Origin of the sequence: Bacillus sp. 196mf, assembly GCF_003217275.1 — a bacterium.
GTDB classification, from domain to species: domain Bacteria; phylum Bacillota; class Bacilli; order Bacillales; family Bacillaceae_G; genus Bacillus_A; species Bacillus_A thuringiensis_S.
Window position 1 is genome coordinate 189,643 of the sequence record NZ_QJTG01000008.1, and the last position, 24,615, is coordinate 214,257.

Below are 24,615 nucleotides of genomic sequence, written 5' to 3' on the forward strand. Positions count from 1 at the left end.
CATTATGTCCCCCTTTCTGCAGAAATAATAGGTTTCTCGTACACATTTTGGGGAACAACAAAATTTTATTTTTTATCAATTATTAGTTAATATAATGTTAGATTGTTATCTCAATCTGATTTCCTTCAGGATCACTTACTACACTTTCATAATAACCATCCCCTGTAGTACGCGGCCCGTTTAACACTGAGTATCCTGCTTCTCTTAATGTATTAGTTAATTCGTTCACTTTTTCTTTACTATCTACTGAAAAAGCAATATGCGCATATCCTATTGTTTGTGTTTGTACTTTCTCGTCTATCCCTACCTGCTTCATAAGTTCTAGACGCGCACCGCCTTCAAAAGTTATGAAATAAGATTCAAACTGCTTTTTCGGATTGTGATATAAGCTATTTTCTTCACCACCGAAGTACTGTTTATAAAAATCACGCATTCTTTCTAAATCATTCACCCAAATTGCTACATGTTCAATTTTCATAATCGACACCTTTTCTTTTATGTTATTGAACTGGCAATTGGATGCTTCATTGCCAGTACATTTAATTTTCTTTATTTGTTCTCGTAATCATAAGATCAAGTCCAAGGCTTTTTAACCCATATAAATAATCTTCTTTCCAGTTGCTCACTGTTATTTTCGGAATATGTTCTGCCGGAATGTACTGCGGACAACTTTTTACAATCTGATCTATTACAATTTGGTTCACTTCATCATCACAGAAGATGAATCCATGAGGGTTAATAATAGCTATACATGTAGCTATTAAACGAGTAATAGCATCTATATTATATTCCTCTGGATTATTCGAATCTTCACTTCTCAAAGCTTGCAAGAAATTTTTATTATCGTACTGCGGGACGAAAGATATCTCTCCTGAGAAAAATGTGCTTCCGCGTACGACATCTCCATTTACCATAATCCCCGCACCTGAGCCATTTTGACCTGAATACAAATATACAAGAGAGGAATTTTCATTGTTTCCAGTATTTTTATGATAGCCGAGCACTGCAGCATTCATATCGTTTTCTATTACTACTGGTATAGAAAACAGTTCCTCCAAGTGACTTTTCAAATTAAAATTTTGGAACTTTTCATATCCAGGAATATAGAAAATACGCCCATTATCGACAGCACCAGGAACACCAATTGAGATTGAACTTATCTTTGGAAACGTAGCTATAAGACTTTCTATATGTTCTGTCAATACACTTAGACCCGTATCAATTAATGCACTTGAAGTACTGCCTTGTTCTTTTACTTCCCCTAAACAGTTAAAAATTGTATAGTTCGTCTCATTTTTTTCTAAAAATATCGCTAAACCTAACATATATTCTGGATTATATTCATATCGTTTTGCTCTTCTTCCACCACTTGAATCATCTAAACCGGCTAAAGTGACTTCACCGTCTTGTTTCATTTTTTCTATAAATTTACTTATCGTTGGAAAACTGATTTCTAATGTATTACTAAGTTCAACTTTCGTTGCACTACCTCGCTCTAGAAGAGCTGTACGAATGCCGCGAAGGATCGTCTCTTTAATCGATTTTTGAGTAACAAATTGTTCACTCAAATCGCTCACCACCTTAATCAACATACTTATTAAACACTTTTAATAAGTTGCGTTGACAATATATCATACATCATTTTCTAAAGCAATAGAGATGATATATTTCTACTAGCGGCACTCCGTATTTAACTCAATGCATTCTCTCTCATAACAGACGATACAATTCCAGACAAGATAACAAATAATAAAACAGCTAGCAAAGCATTACGTATTCCGAATGCTTCTCCAAGTATTCCTAAAAATGGTGGTCCGACTAAAAACGCTGTAAAACCGATGATAGAAACTGCAGCAACATTAGAAGTCGCATTTTCACTGTCATCTCCAGCAGCAGAAAGCCCAATCGGGAAACCTAACGCGGCACCAATCCCCCACAGTACTACACCAAGTGCTAGAAAATATGAGTTACTCCCAAATATGACGATTGTCATTCCTATAATCGCCATCATAATAGTAGCACGCATAACCGCGACACGACCGAATCGATCAAGAAAATAACTACTGCACATTCGAGCTAATGTCATTGCCAATACAAAAATAGTGTACATAATAGAACCTGTTACTACACTTTGCTCATGTCCATCTACCATCACAATAGGTAGCCAATCATTTGCACTCCCTTCTGCAAATGCCATTCCAAGCACGAAAAGACCAAGTAAAAGCACCCTTCTTTCCATACGTAAGGAAGTATGCTTCGCTCGCTTTTTGTTCCGCGATTTCTCCTTCTTTCCTGTTCCATGCGGAAGAAAACGATACAACATACATACAAGTAATACAAACATGACCGAAATCGCAAGAAATTGATACAGAATCGGGATGTGAAGCGAGATGGCGGCAGAACCACTAAGCGCGCCTACTAAAGTTCCTATACTAAAAAAACCATGGAATTTCGGAAGAAGAGTTGTTCCTAATTTCTGCTCAATGGCAGAACCTTCTATATTCAATGCGACTTCTGCTAATCCATATCCTACTCCAAATACTAGTAAGCTACCAAAAGCCCCCATACTAGAAACAAAATAAATAGTAATACCTAAACAAAGCAATCCAACAATCATAAAAAACATACTGCCTATAATAACGTCTCTAGCTCCCTTACCGTCAATAAAATGACTTGCACTTAGTAAACCAATTATTGAACCGACAGATAATCCGAACAAAATCCAGCCCATTTCTGCATTTGACACTGCTAAAATATCTCGAGTAGCTGCTGTTCTAGAAATCCATGTAGCAAATGCCACACCTGGCAAAGCAAATAAGAGGAATAGAGCATTTCGAGAGACAAGTAGCGTCTTTGTATCATTTTCCGCAAAATCTTTCTTCATATGAAACACCTTTTACTCTTCTATCGTTTTAATAACTTTAGCTGGGTTACCACCAACAACTACATTATTAGGTACATCTTTTGTCACAACTGCCCCTGAAGCAATTACAACATTATCTCCAATTGAAATACCAGGGTTAATAATAGCGCCTCCGCCAACCCAAACATTGTTACCTATCTTTACCGGTTTTCCATATTCTTTGCCAGAGTTTCGTTCCACCGGATGTAATGGATGAGTAGCAGTATAAATGTGAACACCAGGTGCAAACATACAATTATCACCAATTCGAACTTCACAAACGTCCAAAATCACACAATTGAAATTTGCGAAAAAGCTCTTTCCGACATGAATATTGTAGCCGTAATCACAACGAAAATCAGGATTAATTTGGGATTTCCCATCAGCTGAAGAACCTAAAAGCTGATTTAACAACGTAAAACGCCTCTCATCTCCTGTCTCCATCGCCTCGTTATAAAGGCGTGTTAAACGTTTTGCCTCCACCCTATCAGCCACCAATTCTTCGTCATCAGCAATATACATTTCTCCTGCCACCATCTTTTCTTTCTCCGTTTTCATACAATCCTCTCCTTTTTTATTATATGGGATGCACTTATTAAATACCTTTAATAAGTGCCTTTAATTAAACTTATTAAACACGTTTAATAAGCAACCCTATATTAGCATACTTTTTCATATATGCAACTAATAAGTTCGGAAAAGAAGTGCGAACTCCTTGCTCTACGTATCGATATAAAGAATAATTTATATCGAAAAACGAGGGAACGCTCAGCGCCCCCTCTCAAATCCAATCCGTTTTTTAATTTCCGCTAAATTTACCTTCGCGATTTTTCTTGCTCGCTCAGCACCTTTTTCTAAAGCTTCGTATAATAAATTCGGCTCATTCATATACATAGTATATTTCTCACGAGGTCCAGCTAACTCACGATCTACAACGCGAAATAACTCTTTTTTCACATCGCCCCATCCGATTCCAGCCTCATACTTTTCACTCATCGACTGTATTTCATCTTCCGTCGCAAATTCTTTATAAATCGTAAATAACGTTTCTAGTTCTTTCGGTTCATTTGGAAGTGAAGAATCTGTTTTGATTTTAAATATTAACTTTCGTAGTTTTTCTTTCTCTTCAAATAATGGGATCACATTCCCGTAACTTTTACTCATCTTTCTTCCATCAAGTCCTGGTAATATTGCTCCTTCTTCTTGCACTACATACTCCGGAAGTGTAAATGTCGTGCCGAATGTATGATTAAAATACGTCGCAATATCACGTGCAATTTCAATATGCTGAATTTGATCTTTCCCAACTGGTACATGAGTAGCTTGAAATAGTAATATATCCGCCGCCATTAAAATCGGATACGTATATAATCCCATATTCACTCCTGCATCTACCTCTAAACCCGCTTCTTTATTTTGCTCCACCTTCGCTTTATACGCATGAGCACGGTTCATAAGACCTTTCGGAGTTAGGCAAGCTAAAATCCAAGCTAATTCTAGAATCTCCGGCACTTCTGTTTGCCGATAAAAAATAACATCTTCTCCAAGTCCAAGCGATAACCAAGTAGCTGCTACCTCTTTCGTATAACTGCTGAACTTCTCTGGATCATGAACAGCATTTAATGCATGATAATCAGCTATAAAGTACAATGCTTTTCCTTCATTATTCTTTGACATTTGTAATGCAGGTTTAATCGCACCAATATAATTTCCTAAATGCGGATAACCTGTCGGCTTAATTCCTGTTAACATTATTTTCTCACTCACACTAACTCCTCCTTTCTCAAAATAAAAAGAGCCTCTCATCCTTAAAAAAGGACGAGAGACTCCCGCGGTACCACCTTAATTAGCTATCATTATAGCTCACTTCAACTTCTTAACGTGAAGTAACCGTCTTTACCTACTCATTTCAGTTAGAAGCTCCAGAGCCCATTCCATATTCATCCCTTACTGATTTCCACCACACATCAGCTCTCTAAAAAGTTTCGAATATGTACTCTTCTCTTTCATTGCTTTTTCGTTATTTTTTACAGTTTATCACATTTCACTTCCAAACAAACCCTAATTTTCTATTTTATATAGCAGGAATTTCCACTTCAATTGTCTAATGTTATATAGGTTTGTAGAAATATTCGAAACAACTTTGGAGGTTTTTTCATGGTGAAATATATATCAATTTTAGGTTCAACAGGATCCATCGGCACATCTTCATTAGATGTCGTTTCAGCTCATCCTGAACATTTTAAAATCGTTGGTTTAACCGCAAATTATAATATCGATCTTCTTGAGCAACAAATCAAAACGTTTCAACCTCGTATTGTAAGCGTTGCGACAAAAGACTTAGCAGACAAGCTTCGTACGCGTATTTCAGCAAATACAAAAATTACACACGGGACTGATGGCTTAATTGCAGTAGCTACTCACCCTGATTCAAATCTTGTATTAAGCTCTGTTGTAGGTGTTTCAGGATTACTCCCAACAATTGAAGCATTAAAAGCGAAGAAAGATATCGCTATTGCTAATAAAGAAACTTTGGTTGCAGCTGGACATATCGTAACTGAACTAGCGAAACAAAACGGATGTCGCTTAATTCCAGTAGATAGTGAGCATTCAGCTATTTTCCAATGTTTAAACGGAGAAAATAATAAAGAGATTGAGAAGTTAATTGTAACAGCTTCCGGTGGTGCTTTTCGTGATAAAACACGTGAAGAAATGCAAACATTACAAGCTAAGGACGCTTTAAAACATCCAAACTGGTTAATGGGTGCAAAACTAACGATTGATTCTGCCACATTAATGAATAAAGGCTTTGAAGTAATGGAAGCGAGATGGCTATTTGATATTCCGTATGAAAAAATTGATGTAATGATTCATAAAGAAAGTATCATTCATTCTTTAGTAGAATTTATTGATGGATCAGTTATGGCACAGCTCGGTGCTCCTGATATGAGAATGCCGATTCAATATGCGTTTCACTATCCTGCTCGGCTACCTTCTTCCTATGAAAAATTAAATTTATTAGAAATCGGTAGTTTACATTTTGAAAAACCAGATTTAGAGAAGTTCCCTTGTCTACAATACGCATATGAATGTGGCAAAATCGGTGGTACTACTCCCGCTGTATTAAATGCAGCAAATGAAATTGCGAATGCACTATACTTAAAAAATGAAATTGCCTTTTTCGATATTGAAAAAACAATTTACAAAACAGTTGAAGCTCATCATAATGTAAAAGATCCTTCACTTGATGCTATATTGGAAGCGGATCAATGGGCGCGCCAATATGCAAATGAATTGTTAATAAAAAAGAGCTAAAACAGTTCCCACTGTTTTAGCTCTTTTTTTCATGTATTCAACTTAACAAATCTATAACCGTGTGTAACTAACACTTTTAATATCGCATATCCTGGAATGGCTAAAATAATGCCCATAATCCCGAATAAGTTTCCGGCAGTTAAAATAATAAATATGATTGTAATTGGGTGGATATCTAACTTCTTACCCATAACTTGCGGAGAAATAAATTTACCTTCTGCTAATTGTACAACCATCATTACAATAATTACCTTTAAAACCATCCCTGGCGAATCAATAAACGCAATAATTAACGCTGGTGTAATGGCGATAATTGGTCCTACGTACGGAACGATATTTACAATCATCGCTAAAATAGCGAGTAGTACTGCATATTTAATACCGATAATAAGGTAACCAATTAATAGCATAATACCGATAAACAAGCTAACTATAATTTGCCCCCTAATGTACGAACTAATCGCATAATGCATATCATCTAGTATTCTCATTGCTGCTGGTTGTCTTTGCTCTGAAATGAACTTTAAAAAGTGATTCGGTAATTGCTCACCATCTTTTAAAAGATAGAACAATATAAATGGAACCATTACAAATGTTAAAACAACCTCTGTAATAGTACTCAAAAATCCAGTTACATTACCAGTTACTGATGATAATGACTTTGTAAAATCAACTGTGTAGTCTTTTACAATATTCGCAACATCAATATTTAAATTCTCCTGAATTTTACCGAGTAAGTTACTTTCCCCAAATCTACGTGCTGCCCTTTCGATTTCATGACCAAAATATGGTAGATTATCTATCAATGCGTCAATTTGATCTTTGATAATAGGAATAACCGTTAAAACTAAAAACACAAATAATCCAATTACTATTAAGTATATTGAGGCTATCGATACGATTCTTGAAACACCTTTCTTTTCTAAAAGCGAAACGAATGGATGTAAAATATAGAATAGCACGCCCGCTAATAGTACTGGGAAGAAAATTGTTTTTAAAAATACGATAAACGGTGTAAAAACAAATGATATTTTTGTTAGCAATAAAATATTAATGAACAATAACGCAAATCCAAGTAATACCGCCAAATAATTTTGTTCTCTAAAAAACTTTCTTAACTTATCTCTTTTTCTTATATTTATTTTCTCCAATGAAACCACCTCTTCGAATGATGAAAAGCCCTTATTCAGGGCTCTTCATCATAATCTATATCTCTATTTCCTTACAGCTTTCACTACAAATGATACAATAAGAATTAACACGATTGCACCTAATAATGCTGGCACGACATGAATCCCACCAAATGATGGCCCAAAGGATCCAAATAATCTACCACCTAACGAAGCACCTAATAAACCTGCGATAATATTTCCGAACATACCACCTGGGAAATTTTTACCCGTTATAGAACTAGCAATTGCACCTATAATAGCACCAACTATTAATGTGATAATCCATCCCATTTTTAGTCCTCCATTTCTATTATGGTGTATTTCTTTTTCATACTAAATTGTTATGTAACTATTATAATTATTATATCCAATAAAGAAAAATCTTGTCAAATCTATGAAAATACAGCCAACAAGGAGGTTCTTTCTCTATGATTCAAAAATTAATAACAACTTCTCACAAAAATGCTACTTCTATTTTAAGCATTCAAATACCAGCTTATGAAATTGAGGCAAAATATATAAATAGTACAGCTATCCCTCGCCTTTATGATACTGTAGCTGATATTCAATCCTGTGATGAAATTTTCTACGGCTATTTTTATGAAGATACACTTGCTGGGTTTATTTCTTTTAAAGTAGACGAAGAGGAAGTGGATATTCATCGTTTAGTAGTATCCCCTAATCATTTTCATAAAGGGATTGCAACAAAACTACTACTGTTTGTACAATATATGTTTTCCCCTTCCAAAACATATATTGTACAAACAGGGAAAGAAAACACCCCTGCTCTGTCTTTATATAAAAAACATGGCTTTATTGAAGTAAAGGATATCATATTACCCGATGGAGTGGTTTTAACCTCACTTAAAAAATCAGAAAACAATAAATAGTTTGACTCGTCAATTTATTTATGTTATCTTTTACTTTATAAAACCTTTTGCTGAGTCCAAATTTTGGAGCGGGGGAACCATTTTTGTAGCTATGCTACTTGGGGCGAATCTTTTTTAAGTAGGGAAACTCTCACTTCCCGAGTCCGACAGCTAACCTCGTAAGCGTAATGGGAGAGGAAGGTGCTTTTTGCCTATGTTACACATTTTGCCTCCTTAATTATAAATATGGGATCGATATCAAATAGTCACCTATATTTATAGAAAAGGAGAATGTATTATGTTACGTTTATCTGATCACGCAATAAAAATGATGGAGCAAAGACTACGAATTGAAAAACAACGCACATATCAAGCAAATAAAGTTGTAGATAACTTACATCACAAATACTTCTTTCAGCATATTTTTCAACCGAAAAGATAAAGAAAATGTTTATTTAATATTAAAAAACACAAGGTGTGTCTTACAAAGACATTCCTTGTGTTTTTTATATTCTTTATAAAATTCTCACTACATTTAAACTTGCTGTAATCGCACCTGCTATAGTAGTCACATGCCCTACACCTAACGGGCCATTTTGTAATATTAATGTTGAATTGGCACTCGTCACATTCACAAGAAGTGTATTTGAAATAGCTGGTTCGATTACTACAGTTGATGTCGTTACGTTTTGTATAAAACTCCCTGTTAGTTGCGTTCCATTTAATAGTAATCTAACAGATACTGTCTCATTTCCACCATTTGCATCCCCTTGGAAATAGTAGCTTACTAAATATATTCCTGGCGTCGCTACTGTGACTGTCGTAGCACTAGTTAAAGATACACCCGTTCCATATACAGTGGATCCAGAATTAATTGGAATGTTAGTATTTGCTGCAACTGTACTTGTTGATGTAGAGAAGAAATAGCCACCACCTGTAGATATAGCAGATGATCCTGTTGCTCCAGTTAAGCCCGTTGGGCCAGTAGCACCTGTTGGGCCTGTTACTCCCGTTCCCCCTGTTGCTCCAGTTATTCCTTGTATGCCTTGGATTCCGGTTGGTCCAGTTGCACCAGTCACTCCCGTCTGGCCGGTTGCTCCAGCCTGCCCTGTTATTCCTTGTGGACCTTGGATTCCTTGTGGACCTTGAGGACCCGTTGCTCCCGTCTGGCCGGTTGCTCCAGTTGGACCTGTTGCTCCTTGTGGTCCTTGGATTCCTTGTGGACCTTGAGGACCCGTTGCTCCCGCCTCGCCGGTTGCCCCTGTTGGGCCGGTTACTCCTTGTGGACCTTGGATTCCTTGTGGACCTTGGGGACCCGTTGCTCCAGTCGGACCTGTTACTCCGGTTGGACCGGTTGGGCCCGACTGACCGGTTATTCCTTGTAGACCTTGAGGGCCGGTTGGACCAGTTGGGCCTTGGGAACCTTGCACGCCTTGTATCCCCTGTATTCCTTGGGGACCGGTTGGACCAATTGGACCTTGTATTCCCTGTATTCCTTGAGGACCCGTTGCCCCCGCCTGGCCGGTTGGGCCTTGTGGACCTTGCACACCTTGTATTCCTTGAGGACCGGTTGGGCCTATACTTCCTTGTGGTCCCTGAATACCTTGTATTCCTTGAGGACCAGTTGGACCTGTTATGCCACTCGGACCTTGTACGCCTTGCACTCCTTGAGGACCGGTTGGACCACTCGGACCTTGGATTCCTTGTAGCCCCTGTAAACCAGTTGGACCGGTCGCTCCCCTTACTCCTTGCTCACCTTGTATTCCTTGTATTCCTTGCGGGCCTGTTGGACCAATTGGACCTTGTGCCCCTTGCACTCCTTGTTGACCGGTTGGGCCTGTTGCTCCTATCGGTCCCTGTACTCCTTGTAGACCTTGTAAACCCGTTGGACCGGTTGATCCCATTACTCCTTGTGGACCTTGAATTCCTTGATCACCCGTTGGACCGGTTACCCCCATCGGTCCCTGTACTCCTTGCAAACCTGTTAAACCGGTTGCACCTGTCGGTCCCTGTATTCCTTGCACTCCTTGAATTCCAGTCGTTCCTGTTGCTCCGGTCGCCCCGGTTGCTCCGGTTGCTCCAGTTGGACCTGTTGGCCCCCCTGGTGATCCCGCTGGACCGGTTGGACCTCCTGGCGGACCTGTTGGGCCCGTTGCTCCGGTTGGACCCGTTGCAGATCCAGTTGGTCCAGTTACCCCTGTTGGACCGGTCGAGCCGGTCGGACCCGGATCCCCTTGCAAGCCAGTTGCACCTATTGGCCCTATTACACCTTGCACTCCTTGAATTCCTTGAGAGCCTGTTGGACCAGTTACCCCCATCTCACCTTGTGGACCTTGTAAACCTTGAACACCAGTTGCGCCTGTTGGTCCCATTGGCCCTTGTTCTCCTTGTATTCCTTGTGAACCTGTTGGACCGGTCGGACCCATCGGACCTTGAATACCTTGTATACCTGTTACACCTTGTAAACCACTACCTCCTAAATTACCTTGCACACCTTGTATACCAGTATTTCCAGTTGGACCCGTTGGACCATTTTCTCCTTGTACTCCTTGTATACCTTGTATTCCTGTTGGACCTGTTAACCCGATTTCACCTTGCATTCCTTGTATACCTTGTATTCCTGTTGGGCCTGTTGGACCTATTGGGCCAGGAATTCCTTGTATCCCTTGAATACCAGTTGGACCAGTCGGACCTCTTTCACCTTGAATTCCTTGAACACCTTGTATTCCCTGTGGCCCTCGTTCTCCCACAGGTCCTTGATTACCTTGAGAACCTTGTGGTCCAGTTAAACCCGTTGGGCCGGTTGGACCATTTTCTCCTTGCACCCCTTGCACTCCTTGTATTCCTTGTGGGCCGGTTGGACCGATTGGACCTTGTACGCCTTGTATTCCTTGCGGTCCAGTTGGTCCACCTAAAGCACCAGTTGGACCGGTTGGACCAGTGGGCCCCGTAATACCTGGCGGTGGAAAAGGAATAGGTGCTTGAAACTTGCTACACTTATCTTGATTCTTCACAAGCATCTCCCCCGTTATAACTAACGTATCAAACTATTTTTAATACATTTAAACTAGCTGTTATCACACCAGATAATGTCGTTACATGCCCGATAGCTAACGGACCATTTTGTAAAGACAAAGTTGCATTTGAAGAAGTAACTTCAATGACCATCGTATTCGAAACTGCTGGTTCTAATATAAAAGTACCTCCTGTAACATAAAAAATAAAACTCCCTGCGACTTGTGTTCCATTTAAAGTAAGCCTCACTGAAATTGTTTCATTTCCGGCAGTTGGATCGCCTTGAAAATAATAACTTACTAAATAAATTCCCGGCGTACTTAACGTTACAGTTGTTGCATTTGTTAAACTGACATCAGAACCAAAAACTGTAGATCCAGAATTAATTGGTATTAACGCATTCGCTGCAATTGTACTCGTTGAAGTAGAAAAGAAATAACCGCCCCCGCTAGGTAAGCCAGTCGCTCCTGTCGCTCCCGCTATTCCCAAGAAACCTATTGACCCTGCACTACCAGTTGCTCCTGTCGGTCCCACCACGCCATTTGGGCCCTGACTACCTTGTGCTCCAACTGGGCCTATACTACCACTAGCACCTGTCACCACTTGCTCCAATTGGGCCTTGCAACCCTTGAACTCCTTGTATACCTTGTATTCCTTGCGGACCCGTTGCACCTGTATTGCCTGTCGTTCCCGTTATTCCTTGTATTCCCGTAATCCCTTGAACACCTTGCACACCTTGCAGTCCAGTTGCCCCAGTTGCTCCTGTGGCTCCAGTTTCACCCGTTGCACCTGTAATTCCAACATTTCCTTGTGGGCCTTGTGGGCCTTGACTACCTTGCGCCCCTTGGACTCCTTGTGGGCCTGTTATACCGACTTCCCCTGTATTTCCTTGGGGACCTCTAATTCCTTGTGCACCTGTTGGACCGATAATTCCTTGCACACCTTGTATTCCTTGCACTCCTTGCGCTCCTGTTGGACCCGTTATTCCTTGGAATCCTTGAGGACCTTGCAAACCAATAGCTCCAGTCGGTCCTATTATTCCTTGCACTCCTTGAGGACCTTGTGCACCTTGTGTGCCTGTCAATCCGGTAGTCCCTTGTATCCCTTGAACACCTTGAGGACCTTGTGTTCCAGCTGCTCCTGTTTCTCCTTGTATCCCTTGAACTCCTTGTATACCTTGTGATCCCGCAGGACCGGTTGCTCCTCGGATTCCTTGTGCACCTTGAGCTCCTTCCGCTCCTGTAACACCAGCTGGACCAGCTACGCCTTGTATTCCCACCATTCCTTGTGCACCTGTTGGACCTATTACACCTTGAATACCTTGAATACCTTTAGGACCTTCTGCACCTGTTGGACCCATTACTCCCAGCGGACCTTGTATTCCTTGAGAACCTTCTGCACCCGTTGGACCTGCTATACCTTGGTTACCTTGAGGACCTTGTGCCCCTTGTACTCCAACTGCTCCAACTACACCTTGGGAACCTTGTGCTCCTCTTACACCTTGAGGACCTGTTGGACCTGTTATACCTTGCTCTCCTTGCTCTCCAATTGGTCCTATCCCTCCGCTTACACCTGTTGAACCAGTCGCACCCGTCGGACCTGTTGGACCTCCTGGTGGACCGGGTGGGCCAGCTGGTCCAGTCACCCCACTAGATGGACCAATTGGACCTGTTGTTCCCGTCGGACCGCCCGGTGGTCCTTCTGAGCCTTGAATACCAATGCTACCCGTCGCTCCCGTTATACCTCTTATTCCTTTTATCCCTTGAAAACCTGTTGTTCCCGTTATACCTTGTATTCCTTGCACACCTTGTGGTCCTTGTAAACCTATTGCACCTGTTATCCCCTTTATTCCACTTATCCCTTGAGCACCTTGTATTCCAGTAGAACCAGTTGGACCCACTTCACCTTGTATTCCTTGAGCTCCTTGTGGCCCTTCCTCTCCAGTAATTCCTTGTATCCCTTGGAGGCCGTCTTCTCCTTGTATACCAATAGCCCCTTGCTCTCCTTGTATTCCTTGAACACCTTGAGAACCTTGTGGACCAGTTACACCCGAGACTCCAGTTATGCCTCTCTCTCCCTGCATTCCTTGTGCTCCCGTTTGTCCTCGCTCACCTATTTCCCCTTGTATTCCTTGTGTGCCTTGTATACCTTGACTACCAGCAGGACCCGTAGCTCCTTGTATTCCTTCTAATCCTTGTACTCCAATATCACCAATTGGACCTTGGTTTCCGATTAATCCTTGAGCACCTTGAAAACCAGTTGGGCCAGTTATACCTTGCTCTCCTGTATCACCAATAGCTCCTTGTATTCCTTGTGCTCCTGTTGTCCCTCGGGGACCTTGTATCCCCCTGATACCTTGAGGACCTTGGGGCCCAGTTGCTCCCGTCGGTCCAGTCACCCCTGTAGGACCAACAGGACCTTCATGCCCTCCAGTTGGACCGATTGGACCACTATTACCTGTCGGACCCGTTGCTCCTATAAGCAGAAGAGGCAGTGCCACTCCAAATTTTTTGCACTTTCTATGATGACGCACAACAATCCCCCTTCCCCAAAATAATTACACCTTTTATATGAAATGCATTTTTATAAGAAAAGTACACCTTTGACCTCATTTTTTTAAAATAAAGAAGCCTATCATTTCATCTATTTGAAATGATAGGCTTCTTTTTATAAAACAATTTACTTCCTCGCCTTAATAATAAAAGTAGTTGGCACCATTCTAGCTTTATATAAAGAATAATATTTCGTAGACGGCTCAGCTAGTTCTCCATCAAGCGAGCTCGATGGTTCAGGCTCTTCTATTCTCTCAATTTTAAATCCCGATCTATTTAACTCATTTATGTATGTACTTATTTTTCTCTTATATAATGTCGCTTGTACATTTTCTCCTTTAAATGTTTCAAACGTAATGGGCGTTTCCTCATAATAAGAAGACTTTATAGCAACTTCTTCCGTACCATACTGTAAGCTTGAATATACTGGGTGCTCCCAACTAAAAATAAAACTTCCCCCTGGCTTTACATATGAATAAATCAGTTCCAACGTTTTTCTTAAATCTGAAGTCCAACCTAATGCATAAATGGAATATACAATATCAAAATACCCTTTCGGAATATCTCCTTCTTCTTCCATTGCTCCGCATACTAACTTTGGATTCCAATCCTTTAACGTCTTATTCGCTATTGCAATTTGTGCACTTGAAAGATCAAGTCCCCACAATTCCTTTGCCCCTTGTTCCGCCATATACTGCAACGAATGTCCACTTCCACACCCAATATCAAGTACCTTTTTATCTTTAATTGAATCGAACAAATGGATCTCATCTTCAGATGCCGTATACGGTCCGTATTTCGGTAAACAATCCACTTGAAAGAAATAAGGTGCAACTGTATCCCAACACTTTTTATTTGTAGCTAGCATTTGTGTGCCTTTCATATTATTCATTCCCCCCATCCATTTTTCTTTCTCTAATATTAATTACATATCATAACCAGATCGCCCTTTTCTCTTCGCCCGGTAGTTTTTCACTTTTGCAATCGTACCGCATGCTCTTCCTCCTTCTTCTCCAGCATACATACCGCACCATCTTTTACTTCCATTTCGCGAATAATCATAAAATACCCAGCGACAATCTGGACATGCTTTTAACCTTCCCCACACATTTTCTTGAATTGACATTAACACAATGCTTAACATTTTTGTATACACATTCTCTTCATATACTGGTTCATATGTAATACCTTTCATATCATCCTTTATATGTACATGAAATGGGTATTTCTCTAACCATTTTTGCAATGATCCTTCGCCTTCAATTGTCATCCGAATATCTTCTCGAAAACCTCTTAATTCCTCTATCGTATGAAATGGAAACTCTTCATCAAAATATTCTTTCATAAAGAGCTTTATATCTTCTTTTGTTTGCAGCAAATCAATTGGCTCTCTCGTATCGTTTGGTATTCTCCATGTATTTAAAAATTCCCGAATATATTCTAGTTCATTTGGAGCGTTTTGATTCAATTCGATCCACCTTCTTCTTAAAATTTACTTTTTTCTGACTTTATGTATAATTATAGTATAAAATAGTTAACCATCAAATGATTTTACTGGTTACATAATTAGGGGGATTTCTATGAAAAGTTTCTCAACACCGATACGTTTCATGCTTATTTCTTCATTTTTTATGTCTTTTGGATATTTTGCAGTATACGCATTTTTAGCTATTTATCTATTAACCTTTCTTCATTTTTCTGCTGTCCAAGTAGGAACAGTGTTGACGGTTATGACAATTACATCACGAGTTATCCCATTATTCTCAGGGTTAATTGCTGACAAAATAGGCTATATCATTATGATGATAGCTGGTTTATTTTTGAGAGGAATCGGATTTATCGCTTTAGGAATATGCTCTGATTTCTATACAATTTCTATTTCTTCTGCACTTATTGGCTTCGGAACTGCATTTTACGAACCTGCCGCTCGCGCTATATTTGGCTCACAGCCAGCTCATTTGAGAAAAAATTTATTTACATATTTAAACCTTAGCTTTAATTGCGGTGCAATAATCGGACCAATTGCAGGAGGGTTCTTACTCTTACTCGATCCACTCTACGCTTTCTCTCTAACAGGATCTCTTATGCTGTTATTTGCTTTTATCTTTTACTTACTTAAAAATCACTTCCAAGTCACTACTGAAAACACGTCTATTACATTAGGAATACAGGCCATCTTACAAAACAAGTCTTTCCTTCTGTTTTCCTTTATCATGATTTTCTTCTATATTATGTTTACTCAGCTTACTGTCGCACTTCCACTTCATATGAAAAACATTAGTAATAGCAATCAACTTGCTACACTCGTTATTACGATAAATGCGATAACAGGCGTCATATTTATGGTATTATTCCAAAAATTATTCCACAAATACAACACACTTTCGATTATTAAATACGGTGTTTTATTAATGAGTATTTCCTTTTTACTCATTCCTTTATTTCAACACCCATATTGGCTCTTTATTTGTGTAATTTTATTTACAATCGGTGAAACACTCGTATTACCTAACGCTGATATCGCTATTGCAAATTACAGTAATGAATCATATACAGCCACTTTCTTCGGATTTTATCAACTATCACTCGCATTTGGTTTTATCATTGGTAATTATACCGGTACATCTTTTACATCCAACTTAAGCGGAATGTATACACCATGGCTTATTTTTGGCGGAATAGGACTTATTGGTTTTATTTCACTACATATTTTGAATATAAAAAAAGTGGCCTCTAAAGAGGATATACACCTATGTAATACAAGCGACCTATAACGAAAAAGATTCGACCATCATATGTGACAGTCGAATCTTTTTATTGTTCATATTCAAGATGATTATGCCTTTTACAACCAAACAAATAGCACCCACCTATATGATAAGTTTCAAATTCTAACCCTGGAACATATCCAGATTTGATACGTTCTACCATTGTTTTATAACAATTATTCTCTTCTGTATATTCCTCAATTAACTCTTTCTTATCATTTTCTGTCCAGTTTTCTTCTACTTCTTCATTCTGAACATCTTCTATTTCTGCTGTTTTCGCTTCGATAGATTCCCGTATAACTTCATTTATACGGGAGAAATTATTCGTTTTATATAGGGCATACACAAATCTATCAATCCAATTAGGACTTTTCCAGCATTCTTTATATCCCTTTTCGAACCATTCAATTGCTTCTTTATAGCAATTCAACTCAACATATAAATCTGCTACATTAATTTCCCCTAAAAAATTATCAGATTCCCTGTTAAAAGTATCTAACTTCTCTTTTGCTTCTGTCGTTCGTTCTAAATCAATTAAACATTTTACATAGCTATACATGATATAGTCCGAATCCCCTGCAACTCGCAAGAAAAAGTCTGAAGCTTTTTCCAGCTCTCCAAGGTTATAATGCGCTACAGCTACATTATGATATGCTTCATCTGATGGTTGAATCGAAATAGACTTTTGTAATGCTTCTTTCGCTTCTGTCCATTTTTCTTGTTTCATGTAAATGTCCCCTAAGATGTTATAAGGAAAGTATGAAGAAGGATTCAACTTAACAACTTCTCTTATTAATTCAAGAGCTTTATCATCATTCTCTTCCTCATAAAAGTACATCCAAGCCAGATTATTGAGAGATTGTACGTCTCTAGATTCATGTACTGCTTGTTGAAACAGTTCCATTGCTTCCTCATATTTATTTTGTTCAAACATTTCAATTGCCTTCTCATTAATGTTCAAATAACTACCTCCGAAGTAAATGAATTCATCTATTCCCTATCATTATTGTAAAATGTAAAAATTATAATTTCTATAAAAAAATTTCTTTCTCTCGTCTACATTTCGATTGAAATAGAAGCTAAAACATACGAATTTACAAAAATCAGTAAATTTTTCATTCTCCCTCAAATTGGATATACATCCTGTTTCATTTTACATATTATGGTACAATTAAGAGGGTACTAACTAAACATTTACGCTCCACACTAGTAATCTAGCAATACCAAAATCAAAAATCACATGGAATTGAGGGATGTTATGAAACAGAAATTAGCTGTTCTTCTATTCACTGGAATCATATTATCAGGATGTTCAACTATAGCAGAGAATTCTTTAGAAAGCGGGAAAGGCAGTATGGAATTATTAACACCAACGATTACAGCAAAAGACAATGAATTAGAAATTAAAACTAAAGGCATTGATGAAAATAAAGTAACTTTTATTTATGTTGCTAATAAAAAAGTGTTGGAACAAAAACTAAAAAATGGTGAATCCTACAAACTTAACATTAAAGATATCGAACACGCTCATAGGACGGACTACAAACCAAAAGTTCAACTTTTACAAACGAAAGACGATGATGATGATGGAGAAATAGTAACCTTCAAACAAGTTAGATATACAGTTAAAAACTGATTTTAAAGTTGTTTCATTATAAATGTAACAAAAGAAAATATACTTTTAACAGTAGATAAATTTAGGGGGTGCTAACATGAAAAAACGATGGATTTCTTGGTGGATTGGTAACATATTTTGGATTATCGTTTTTGGAATATGGGCAGCTATTATTTGGCTACGAGATGTTGATGGGGCCGGTGTTACTCAAACACCCGAAATTAAATCAATATCACTTATCGTTTTATTAATCACGTTTATCATACCGGTATTTTTTCAAATTATATGGCTAATCATTAATTTGAGAATGAGTAAAAAAAATAATTATACGATTTAGCTTTTTGAATTAATAGATGAATATTTTTCATAAAAAAAGAGAGGAATCTACATCAAAATAGATTCCTCCCTTTTACATTTGGACTTATACTGCGCTTTTAATGCAGCACTACTCCTCTTTTTTACGATGCATGTTCATCTTTCTTCTTCATTAACGCTCTTTTCTTCATCGCCTTCGTTAAATATCCACCCTTAAACGAGCGAATTTCATACGAAGACATAAACGCTTTCGGTGCAATTTCATTAATGATTTCCAAAAGCTCTTTCTCTCTAGAACGCTTTGCAACGATATCTAAGCGATAACGGATTGAATTAATACCTTCACCTTCAAATACTGTAACTCCAAATCCAGAGTGACGTAATTCGTCTACTAATTCATTACAACGGTCTAGTAAACTAACTTGATACGTAATATAACCAATTGCTAATTTATTCTCTATATAACCGCCTAATAATAGTCCTGTACTAAAGCCAATGACATAGGCAACGATGTTCATCCAATTTGATAAATCTTGAAACACAATACCTAAACTGACAATGTAAATAGCCCCTTCTAACAATCCAACACCAGCAGCGGATCTTGTTTGATTCTTTACAAGCAAAATCGTACGGATTGTTAAAATGGGAACGTAAATAATTTGAAGCACAAAAATAAGTAACGCTTGTAACATTGGTATCCACCTCTTTCAAAAAGTCTTTTGTCATAATAACATACATAACCTTTAGAAATCGATGGTTTTTTTAAAAAATTTTTATTATTTTTCATACTATTGAAAAACACAAAAAAGAAGCGTATTATATTTGTCGTTAATTTGATTACTTGTATATTATCGCTAAACTAAAAAAGGAACCCGATTAGGTCCCTTTCATCATAGCTCTATGTTTTTCGAAGCATGTTCCCTTTGCTTCTCTTCTTCTTTCACTAACTGCATATTTGCATACGCTAAATTTGCAATCATTAAAAAGTGACCACCTAAAATACCTGTACCAAATGCCCACATTTCCATTTCATGCTCAATTTCATACATGATGATAGCTCCTAAAATAGCAGCTGCAAATCGGTTTAAAACTCCTAATCCAGGAGCCTTTTCCTTCATTACGATACTTTTCCCGAGTTTCTCCACTCTGCGAGCTAATAACCAAAGACAATAGGCGCTTACTGCTAATCCAATACCGAACCCTGTCACTTGTTTTCCAAACGGAGTAATCGTCCACATAAGTAGTAAACCACTAAAGATCACATACAATTGTAATCGATATACACGTAAGGCTTCTTGAATCAAAATATCCGCTCCTAAGTTCTCATTTTTTGTACTTTAGAAGAAAAGCAGCAACTTACACAGTTGCTGCTTTCTCTTCTTCTTGTTCTTGTTCCATCTTACGAATTTCAACACGTTTAATTTGGTAAGCGTCTTTTTCTAACACTTTAAATTCATAACCTTCCGCCTCAACGTGTTGTCCTTCTTCGATTTCATGATTTTGCATCATAATCCATCCACCGATTGTATCCACATCATCTTCTTCGATGTGTAATCCAAATAAATCTTTCACTTCTGAGATAAGCACTTTTCCATCAACAATAATATGTTGCTCGTTCACATGTTGAATTGGTGGTGCTTCATCTTCATCATATTCGTCACGAATTTCGCCGACGATTTCCTCCAAGATATCTTCAAGCGTTACAATTCCAGCTGTTCCTCCGTACTCATCATATAAAACAGCCATCGGAATTCGCTTCTTCTGCATTTGAAGTAATAAATCGTGAATTGGAGTCGTTTCCATCACTTCAATAATCGGACGCATATACGAGCGAATAGATGATAAATCTTTTTGATCCTCGGTCATATATCGAATAAAGAAATCTTTTACGTTGACCATACCGATAATATCATCTTTATCTTCTCCAAAAATCGGATAACGTGTGTATCGCTCATTTTGGATCACTTTCATGTGTTCTTCTACTGAATCTTCCAGGTAGAAACCAACGATTTCTGTTCGCGGTACCATAATCTCTTTTGCAATACGATTATCAAATTCAAAAATGTTATTTACATACTTGTATTCAGCTTGATTAATTTCGCCACTTTCATAGCTATCTGAAAGGATAAGACGTAATTCTTCTTCTGTATGAGCTACTTCATGTTCTGAAGCTGGCTTTAAACCGAATAAACCAGTTATCACACGAGCTGAACCGTTCAATACCCAAATAAATGGATACATTACTTTATAGAACATCATTAATGGACCTGCCAATAATAACGTTACCCTTTCAGCCTTTTGAATTGCCATCGTTTTCGGAGCTAATTCCCCTACTACAACGTGTAAATACGTCATAATCATAAAAGCAAGACCAAATGTTAATACTGATGAAATAGAAGGATTTAAGTTCCATTTCTCAAATAACGGGTGTAATAACTTTTCAATTGTCGGTTCACCTAACCAACCTAATCCCATAGCTGTAACTGTAATACCTAATTGACAAGCAGATAAATATTCATCTAAATTTGTTGTTACCTTTTTCGCTGCTAAAGCACCGCGTTTTCCTTCCGCAACAAGCTGATCGATACGGCTTGAACGTATCTTTACAATCGCAAACTCTGCTGCTACGAAAAATCCAGTAAATGCGATTAAAATCGCAACCATGACTAAATTAAATATTTCCAATGAATCCCCTTAGTTAAAAAACTAAGGTGTCCACCTCCTGTATACTATAATGTTTTCTTATTTGTTTGTTAGAAAACATAGCCCGATACAAAAATTAAAGAGGTCGGATTTCACTTATTCTATAATAATAGAGCAAGTGTCTGTATTAAAGCTGTCGTTTGACCAGATAAAGATTTCGATATTTTTTCACGTTGTGAATCAGTCAATCCATCTAAAAGCGGCTTTAACTCAGTAAGCTCCACTTCTAATTGATGAATATGGTCTGTCACTTCATCCACTTGTTTCGAAACGTGTTCATTGATACCGAGCAGCTTCTTCTTCTCCTCGATTTTCTCTTTAATCTCACAAAGCGGCATATGCATTTCTTTGCACTTCTCAATAAATTGTAATGTCTCAAATGCTGTTTCGTCGTAATAGCGATAATTAGATTGAGATCGCTCCGCTTTTAAGATACCTAGATTCGTATAATAATCAATCGTTCGTTTCGACACGTGAGCCATGAGAGCCAACTGTCCGATTCGATACACCTTCCCAACGATCTTCCCCCCTTGTTTATATTACTTACATCATACAACACATAAACTGTACAGTCAAACGTGACGGTTTATTATTCACAATTTATACAAAATTCCAATCTCCTCCTATGATGATTCAATACGAGTAATCTACACTTATACAATAAAATTACTAAACTACTACCTAATCACTACATTGTCTGCCACTTTTAACCTTTCTTATTTAAAAGCATATCCTACTAATAACGATTGCTTGTATAGGAGGGAATTAATATGAAAAAGACAATCATTTCTCATTTTTATAATGAAGAATACCTACTTCCATGGTGGCTTATGCATCACACGAAAATATTCGATCACGGCATTTTAATTAATAGGGGGTCTACAGATCGTTCCGTAGAGATTTGTAAACTATTAGCACCCCACTGGGAAGTACGAAATTCAAGATTTCTTGAGTTTGATCCAACTAATACTGATATTGAAGTGATGGAAATTGAAAGAGAAGTTTCAGGTTGGAAAATCGTTTTAAATACTACTGAATTCTTTTGTTGTAATAATACTGAAGAATTTTTTCATCTCTTCATACACTAGGCCAAAACATGTATGCGATTAGAATGATTTTAATGATAGATAATCATAATTATAATTATTCAAAGCCTAGATATTCTATCCCCTTAGTAGAACAGCGATACCACGGTGTCTTCCCTTATAACCCAAATCTCGGATGTGCTTGGAGATTTATTCACAATCATCTAGACGGTGCATATTTACCTGGTAGACATCATTCGCGACACGGATATATAATTTATGACTATCCTTCATTTATTTTAAAATTTTATTTTAGCCCTTGGAATGAACAATCAAAGGCAAGAAAATTACAAATTACACCTACCCTTTCAAAAAGGGGTATTCAAATGGGACTTCAAACGCATTACGGTCAATCTCCTGAAGTACTGGACATACGTTTTTTAGAGCTTAGTAACCTAACACAAGACCTCCGTCATAACCCTGAATATCAAGAATTATTTCCAAAATTCAAACCGTAATATTTTCTGCATCGTCATCACCTCAAACATTTTCATTCACTTAATCAAAAACAATTTCATTTGCATAAAACATGAATACTGTATAAATAATAAATTTTTATTTTAGGAGGAAAAAATGAAAGCTGTTATTCTTGCTGGTGGGTACGGTACAAGAATTGGGGAAGAAACACATTTAAAACCGAAACCTATGATTGAAATTGGATCAAAGCCTATTCTATGGCACATTATGAGTTTGTATAGTCATTACGGGATTACTGAGTTTATTATTTGCTTAGGCTATAAAGGATATGCAATTAAAGAGTTCTTTCTAAATTACAACTTACACATGTCCGATTTCACAATACAGTTAAACGATAATACAATTACTAGCCATTCTCATCGTGTAGAACCATGGAAAGTTACACTAATCGATACTGGTCTTAAAACCGAAACGGGTGGACGAGTGAAAAAGATTCAAAATTATGTCGGAGACGAACCTTTCTGCCTCACTTATGGTGATGGATTAAGTAATGTAAATATAAAAGAACTTATTACATTCCATAAAAAACATGGAAAAATGGCTACTATTACTGCCGTACAACCTCCTGGTAGATTTGGTTCTCTCATATTAGATAAACAGTCTGTAACATCTTTTCAAGAAAAACCATTAGGTGATGGCGGATGGGTTAACGGTGGATTTTTCGTTTTAAATCCTGAAGTTTTCAATTACATTAGTGGAGATAAGTCTGTTTTTGAAACAGACTCTTTAGTTCAGTTAGTAAACAAAAATGAATTGGCCGCATATCAACATTCTGGTTTTTGGCATCCGATGGATACATTGCGCGATAAAAATAAATTAGTCGAGCTATGGGAAAGTAATAACGCTCCGTGGAAGGTTTGGTAATATGGCTTCATCATCTTTTTGGAATAAGAAAAAAGTATTTATTACGGGACATACTGGATTTAAAGGCTCCTGGCTTACCCTTTTCTTAAGTTCTTTAGGTGCAGAAGTAGTAGGCTTTTCTTCTCATCCCCCATCCATTCCTAACATTTTTGAACAAGGTAACGTAGCAAAAGAGTGCACGACAATGAAAGGCGATATCACAGATTACCATTCTTTATTTCATGCCATGAAGCAGCATAAACCTGACATAATATTTCATTTAGCAGCTCAGCCAATCGTAACTGCTTCATAGAAAAATCCTATCGATACATTCAAAACGAATGTTTTAGGTACTGTTCACGTGCTAGAAGCAGCAAAGTCCATCGAAAGCGTACGTGCCATTATTAATGTGACAAGCGATAAATGTTATGAGAATGACGATAGTGGCGACCGAGAGTTCGTGGAAAATGACCTCCTATCAAAAATCATTCTTCCGCACTAATACCCAGAAACTCGCCTCAGTCAGAGCTGGTAACGTCATCGGCGGTGGTGATTGGACAGAAGATCGATTATTCCCTGATATCATTCGGGCATATTTGCACAATCATACTTTGTGTATTCGAAACAAATATGCCATCCGTCCGTGGCAACATGTTTTAGATCCTCTACATGGCTATATCCTTTTAGCTGAAAAACTTTGGAGTGATGCTAAATATGCAGAAGCATGGAATTTCGGACCGATTAATGAATCTAGCAGAACCGTAAATGATGTCATTCAATCCGTAATGAAATTATGGAATAAACGACTCACAATCCATTCTCCCTCTACGAAAACTCCTTATGAATCACCAATTTTAACACTCAACAGTACAAAAGCAGTAAACAAACTCGGCTGGACTCCTAAGTTATCAACAGATGATTCTATCGTTTGGACTGTTGATTGGTATAAAAAATATGCATCCGGTGAAAATATAGAATCTTTCA

22 protein-coding genes, 3 pseudogenes, 1 riboswitch and 1 other annotated feature are annotated in these 24,615 nt (G+C 37.9%); of the genes and pseudogenes, 9 read left to right on the forward strand and 16 right to left on the reverse strand.

Going from position 1 to position 24,615, the window contains the following annotated elements:
• Positions 1-97: 97 nt before the first annotated feature.
• The 5 genes from ATL10_RS14395 to ATL10_RS14415 form a co-directional block, all read right to left on the reverse strand.
• On the reverse strand, positions 98-478 hold the full coding sequence (locus tag ATL10_RS14395) for a VOC family protein (protein WP_000687573.1): 381 nt from the start codon (positions 476-478) through the stop codon (positions 98-100).
• A 61-nt stretch (positions 479-539) separates the two neighbouring features.
• Positions 540-1,568, reverse strand: a complete 1,029-nt coding sequence (locus ATL10_RS14400; RefSeq protein ID WP_142669962.1) for an ROK family transcriptional regulator — start codon at positions 1,566-1,568, stop codon at positions 540-542.
• Positions 1,569-1,690: 122 nt separating this feature from the next.
• On the reverse strand, positions 1,691-2,884 hold the full coding sequence (locus ATL10_RS14405) for an MFS transporter (RefSeq protein ID WP_110497066.1): 1,194 nt from the start codon (positions 2,882-2,884) through the stop codon (positions 1,691-1,693).
• A 12-nt stretch (positions 2,885-2,896) separates the two neighbouring features.
• A complete protein-coding gene (locus ATL10_RS14410; protein WP_090977552.1) occupies positions 2,897-3,460 on the reverse strand; it encodes a maltose O-acetyltransferase in 564 nt (187 codons plus the stop codon).
• A 210-nt stretch (positions 3,461-3,670) separates the two neighbouring features.
• Positions 3,671-4,669 (reverse strand): tryptophan--tRNA ligase, encoded by a 999-nt coding sequence (locus tag ATL10_RS14415; RefSeq protein WP_098236396.1) that lies wholly within the window; start codon positions 4,667-4,669, stop codon positions 3,671-3,673.
• Between the two features lie 44 nt (positions 4,670-4,713).
• Positions 4,714-4,921: a binding site (T-box leader), on the reverse strand.
• A gap of 138 nt (positions 4,922-5,059) precedes the next feature.
• Here ATL10_RS14415 and ATL10_RS14420 point away from each other — a divergent pair.
• Entirely contained in the window at positions 5,060-6,217 is a 1,158-nt protein-coding gene (locus ATL10_RS14420) for a 1-deoxy-D-xylulose-5-phosphate reductoisomerase (protein WP_098562547.1), read from the forward strand.
• 29 nt (positions 6,218-6,246) lie between these two features.
• Here ATL10_RS14420 and ATL10_RS14425 read toward each other — a convergent pair whose 3' ends face one another.
• Together ATL10_RS14425 and ATL10_RS14430 are read right to left on the reverse strand one after the other, a co-directional pair.
• Positions 6,247-7,368, reverse strand: a complete 1,122-nt coding sequence (locus ATL10_RS14425; protein ID WP_000411478.1) for an AI-2E family transporter — start codon at positions 7,366-7,368, stop codon at positions 6,247-6,249.
• A 63-nt stretch (positions 7,369-7,431) separates the two neighbouring features.
• Complete coding sequence (locus ATL10_RS14430) at positions 7,432-7,680, reverse strand: GlsB/YeaQ/YmgE family stress response membrane protein (RefSeq protein ID WP_000539734.1); 249 nt, start codon at positions 7,678-7,680, stop codon at positions 7,432-7,434.
• Positions 7,681-7,817: 137 nt separating this feature from the next.
• Here ATL10_RS14430 and ATL10_RS14435 point away from each other — a divergent pair, with 137 nt between their 5' ends.
• Both ATL10_RS14435 and ATL10_RS31280 read left to right on the forward strand, forming a co-directional pair.
• Entirely contained in the window at positions 7,818-8,279 is a 462-nt protein-coding gene (locus tag ATL10_RS14435; protein ID WP_110497068.1) for a GNAT family N-acetyltransferase, read from the forward strand.
• Positions 8,280-8,317: 38 nt separating this feature from the next.
• Positions 8,318-8,460: riboswitch (cyclic di-AMP (ydaO/yuaA leader) on the forward strand.
• Positions 8,461-8,556: 96 nt separating this feature from the next.
• A complete protein-coding gene (locus ATL10_RS31280; protein ID WP_000945243.1) occupies positions 8,557-8,700 on the forward strand; it encodes a hypothetical protein in 144 nt (47 codons plus the stop codon).
• A gap of 73 nt (positions 8,701-8,773) precedes the next feature.
• On the opposite strand, the gene ATL10_RS14445 is transcribed toward ATL10_RS31280, so the two are convergent.
• The 4 genes and pseudogenes from ATL10_RS14445 to ATL10_RS14460 form a co-directional block, all read right to left on the reverse strand.
• Positions 8,774-11,278, reverse strand: a complete 2,505-nt coding sequence (locus tag ATL10_RS14445) for a BC_3345 family exosporium-associated protein (RefSeq protein ID WP_110497070.1) — start codon at positions 11,276-11,278, stop codon at positions 8,774-8,776.
• 22 nt (positions 11,279-11,300) lie between these two features.
• Positions 11,301-13,806, reverse strand: a pseudogene (locus tag ATL10_RS14450) (collagen-like protein).
• Between the two features lie 146 nt (positions 13,807-13,952).
• Positions 13,953-14,708, reverse strand: a complete 756-nt coding sequence (locus ATL10_RS14455; RefSeq protein WP_110497072.1) for a class I SAM-dependent methyltransferase — start codon at positions 14,706-14,708, stop codon at positions 13,953-13,955.
• Between the two features lie 42 nt (positions 14,709-14,750).
• Positions 14,751-15,293, reverse strand: a complete 543-nt coding sequence (locus ATL10_RS14460) for a CGNR zinc finger domain-containing protein (protein WP_001072944.1) — start codon at positions 15,291-15,293, stop codon at positions 14,751-14,753.
• A gap of 112 nt (positions 15,294-15,405) precedes the next feature.
• Here ATL10_RS14460 and ATL10_RS14465 point away from each other — a divergent pair, with 112 nt between their 5' ends.
• On the forward strand, positions 15,406-16,599 hold the full coding sequence (locus ATL10_RS14465; RefSeq protein WP_110497074.1) for an MDR family MFS transporter: 1,194 nt from the start codon (positions 15,406-15,408) through the stop codon (positions 16,597-16,599).
• 40 nt (positions 16,600-16,639) lie between these two features.
• On the opposite strand, the gene ATL10_RS14470 is transcribed toward ATL10_RS14465, so the two are convergent.
• Positions 16,640-17,554: a tetratricopeptide repeat protein gene (locus ATL10_RS14470; RefSeq protein ID WP_090977540.1), complete on the reverse strand. Its 915-nt coding sequence runs from the start codon at positions 17,552-17,554 to the stop codon at positions 16,640-16,642.
• 279 nt (positions 17,555-17,833) lie between these two features.
• Here ATL10_RS14470 and ATL10_RS14475 point away from each other — a divergent pair, with 279 nt between their 5' ends.
• Both ATL10_RS14475 and ATL10_RS14480 read left to right on the forward strand, forming a co-directional pair.
• Positions 17,834-18,229, forward strand: coding sequence for a hypothetical protein (locus ATL10_RS14475; RefSeq protein ID WP_002041528.1), 396 nt, complete (start codon positions 17,834-17,836; stop codon positions 18,227-18,229).
• Between the two features lie 76 nt (positions 18,230-18,305).
• A complete protein-coding gene (locus tag ATL10_RS14480) occupies positions 18,306-18,545 on the forward strand; it encodes a DUF3923 family protein (protein ID WP_000747683.1) in 240 nt (79 codons plus the stop codon).
• A gap of 121 nt (positions 18,546-18,666) precedes the next feature.
• Here the strand turns inward: ATL10_RS14480 and ATL10_RS14485 are convergent, their stop codons facing one another.
• From ATL10_RS14485 to ATL10_RS14500, 4 genes are all read right to left on the reverse strand, one after another.
• Positions 18,667-19,215: a DUF2179 domain-containing protein gene (locus tag ATL10_RS14485; protein ID WP_000938441.1), complete on the reverse strand. Its 549-nt coding sequence runs from the start codon at positions 19,213-19,215 to the stop codon at positions 18,667-18,669.
• A gap of 198 nt (positions 19,216-19,413) precedes the next feature.
• Positions 19,414-19,827 (reverse strand): ATP synthase subunit I, encoded by a 414-nt coding sequence (locus ATL10_RS14490; RefSeq protein ID WP_000613876.1) that lies wholly within the window; start codon positions 19,825-19,827, stop codon positions 19,414-19,416.
• Positions 19,828-19,879: 52 nt separating this feature from the next.
• Positions 19,880-21,208: a hemolysin family protein gene (locus tag ATL10_RS14495; RefSeq protein ID WP_000402258.1), complete on the reverse strand. Its 1,329-nt coding sequence runs from the start codon at positions 21,206-21,208 to the stop codon at positions 19,880-19,882.
• A gap of 119 nt (positions 21,209-21,327) precedes the next feature.
• The gene (locus ATL10_RS14500) at positions 21,328-21,735 is read right to left on the reverse strand and encodes a MerR family transcriptional regulator (protein WP_075719021.1); all 408 of its coding nucleotides are present in this window, start codon (positions 21,733-21,735) and stop codon (positions 21,328-21,330) included.
• Between the two features lie 261 nt (positions 21,736-21,996).
• On the opposite strand from ATL10_RS14500, the pseudogene ATL10_RS14505 reads away from it, so the two are divergent.
• From ATL10_RS14505 to ATL10_RS14515, 3 genes and pseudogenes are all read left to right on the forward strand, one after another.
• A pseudogene (locus ATL10_RS14505) lies at positions 21,997-22,769 on the forward strand (glycosyltransferase family 2 protein).
• Between the two features lie 115 nt (positions 22,770-22,884).
• Positions 22,885-23,652, forward strand: coding sequence for a glucose-1-phosphate cytidylyltransferase (rfbF, locus tag ATL10_RS14510; protein ID WP_110497076.1), 768 nt, complete (start codon positions 22,885-22,887; stop codon positions 23,650-23,652).
• A 1-nt stretch (position 23,653) separates the two neighbouring features.
• A pseudogene (locus ATL10_RS14515) lies at positions 23,654-24,615 on the forward strand (GDP-mannose 4,6-dehydratase); the annotation flags it as partial.

Bases quoted from the DNA above. Each gene is read 5' to 3' on its own strand.
- ATL10_RS14480 (WP_000747683.1), top strand. From the start codon at position 18,306: ATGAAAAAACGATGGATTTCTTGGTGGATTGGTAACATATTTTGGATT.
- ATL10_RS14455 (WP_110497072.1), bottom strand. From the start codon at position 14,708: ATGAAAGGCACACAAATGCTAGCTACAAATAAAAAGTGTTGGGATACA.
- ATL10_RS14410 (WP_090977552.1), bottom strand. From the start codon at position 3,460: ATGAAAACGGAGAAAGAAAAGATGGTGGCAGGAGAAATGTATATTGCT.
- ATL10_RS14395 (WP_000687573.1), bottom strand. From the start codon at position 478: ATGAAAATTGAACATGTAGCAATTTGGGTGAATGATTTAGAAAGAATG.
- ATL10_RS14420 (WP_098562547.1), top strand. From the start codon at position 5,060: ATGGTGAAATATATATCAATTTTAGGTTCAACAGGATCCATCGGCACA.
- ATL10_RS14475 (WP_002041528.1), top strand. From the start codon at position 17,834: ATGGAATTGAGGGATGTTATGAAACAGAAATTAGCTGTTCTTCTATTC.
- ATL10_RS14445 (WP_110497070.1), bottom strand. From the start codon at position 11,278: ATGCTTGTGAAGAATCAAGATAAGTGTAGCAAGTTTCAAGCACCTATT.
- ATL10_RS14485 (WP_000938441.1), bottom strand. From the start codon at position 19,215: ATGTTACAAGCGTTACTTATTTTTGTGCTTCAAATTATTTACGTTCCC.
- rfbF (WP_110497076.1), top strand. From the start codon at position 22,885: ATGAAAGCTGTTATTCTTGCTGGTGGGTACGGTACAAGAATTGGGGAA.
- ATL10_RS14465 (WP_110497074.1), top strand. From the start codon at position 15,406: ATGAAAAGTTTCTCAACACCGATACGTTTCATGCTTATTTCTTCATTT.
- ATL10_RS14405 (WP_110497066.1), bottom strand. From the start codon at position 2,884: ATGAAGAAAGATTTTGCGGAAAATGATACAAAGACGCTACTTGTCTCT.
- ATL10_RS14435 (WP_110497068.1), top strand. From the start codon at position 7,818: ATGATTCAAAAATTAATAACAACTTCTCACAAAAATGCTACTTCTATT.
- ATL10_RS14430 (WP_000539734.1), bottom strand. From the start codon at position 7,680: ATGGGATGGATTATCACATTAATAGTTGGTGCTATTATAGGTGCAATT.
- ATL10_RS31280 (WP_000945243.1), top strand. From the start codon at position 8,557: ATGTTACGTTTATCTGATCACGCAATAAAAATGATGGAGCAAAGACTA.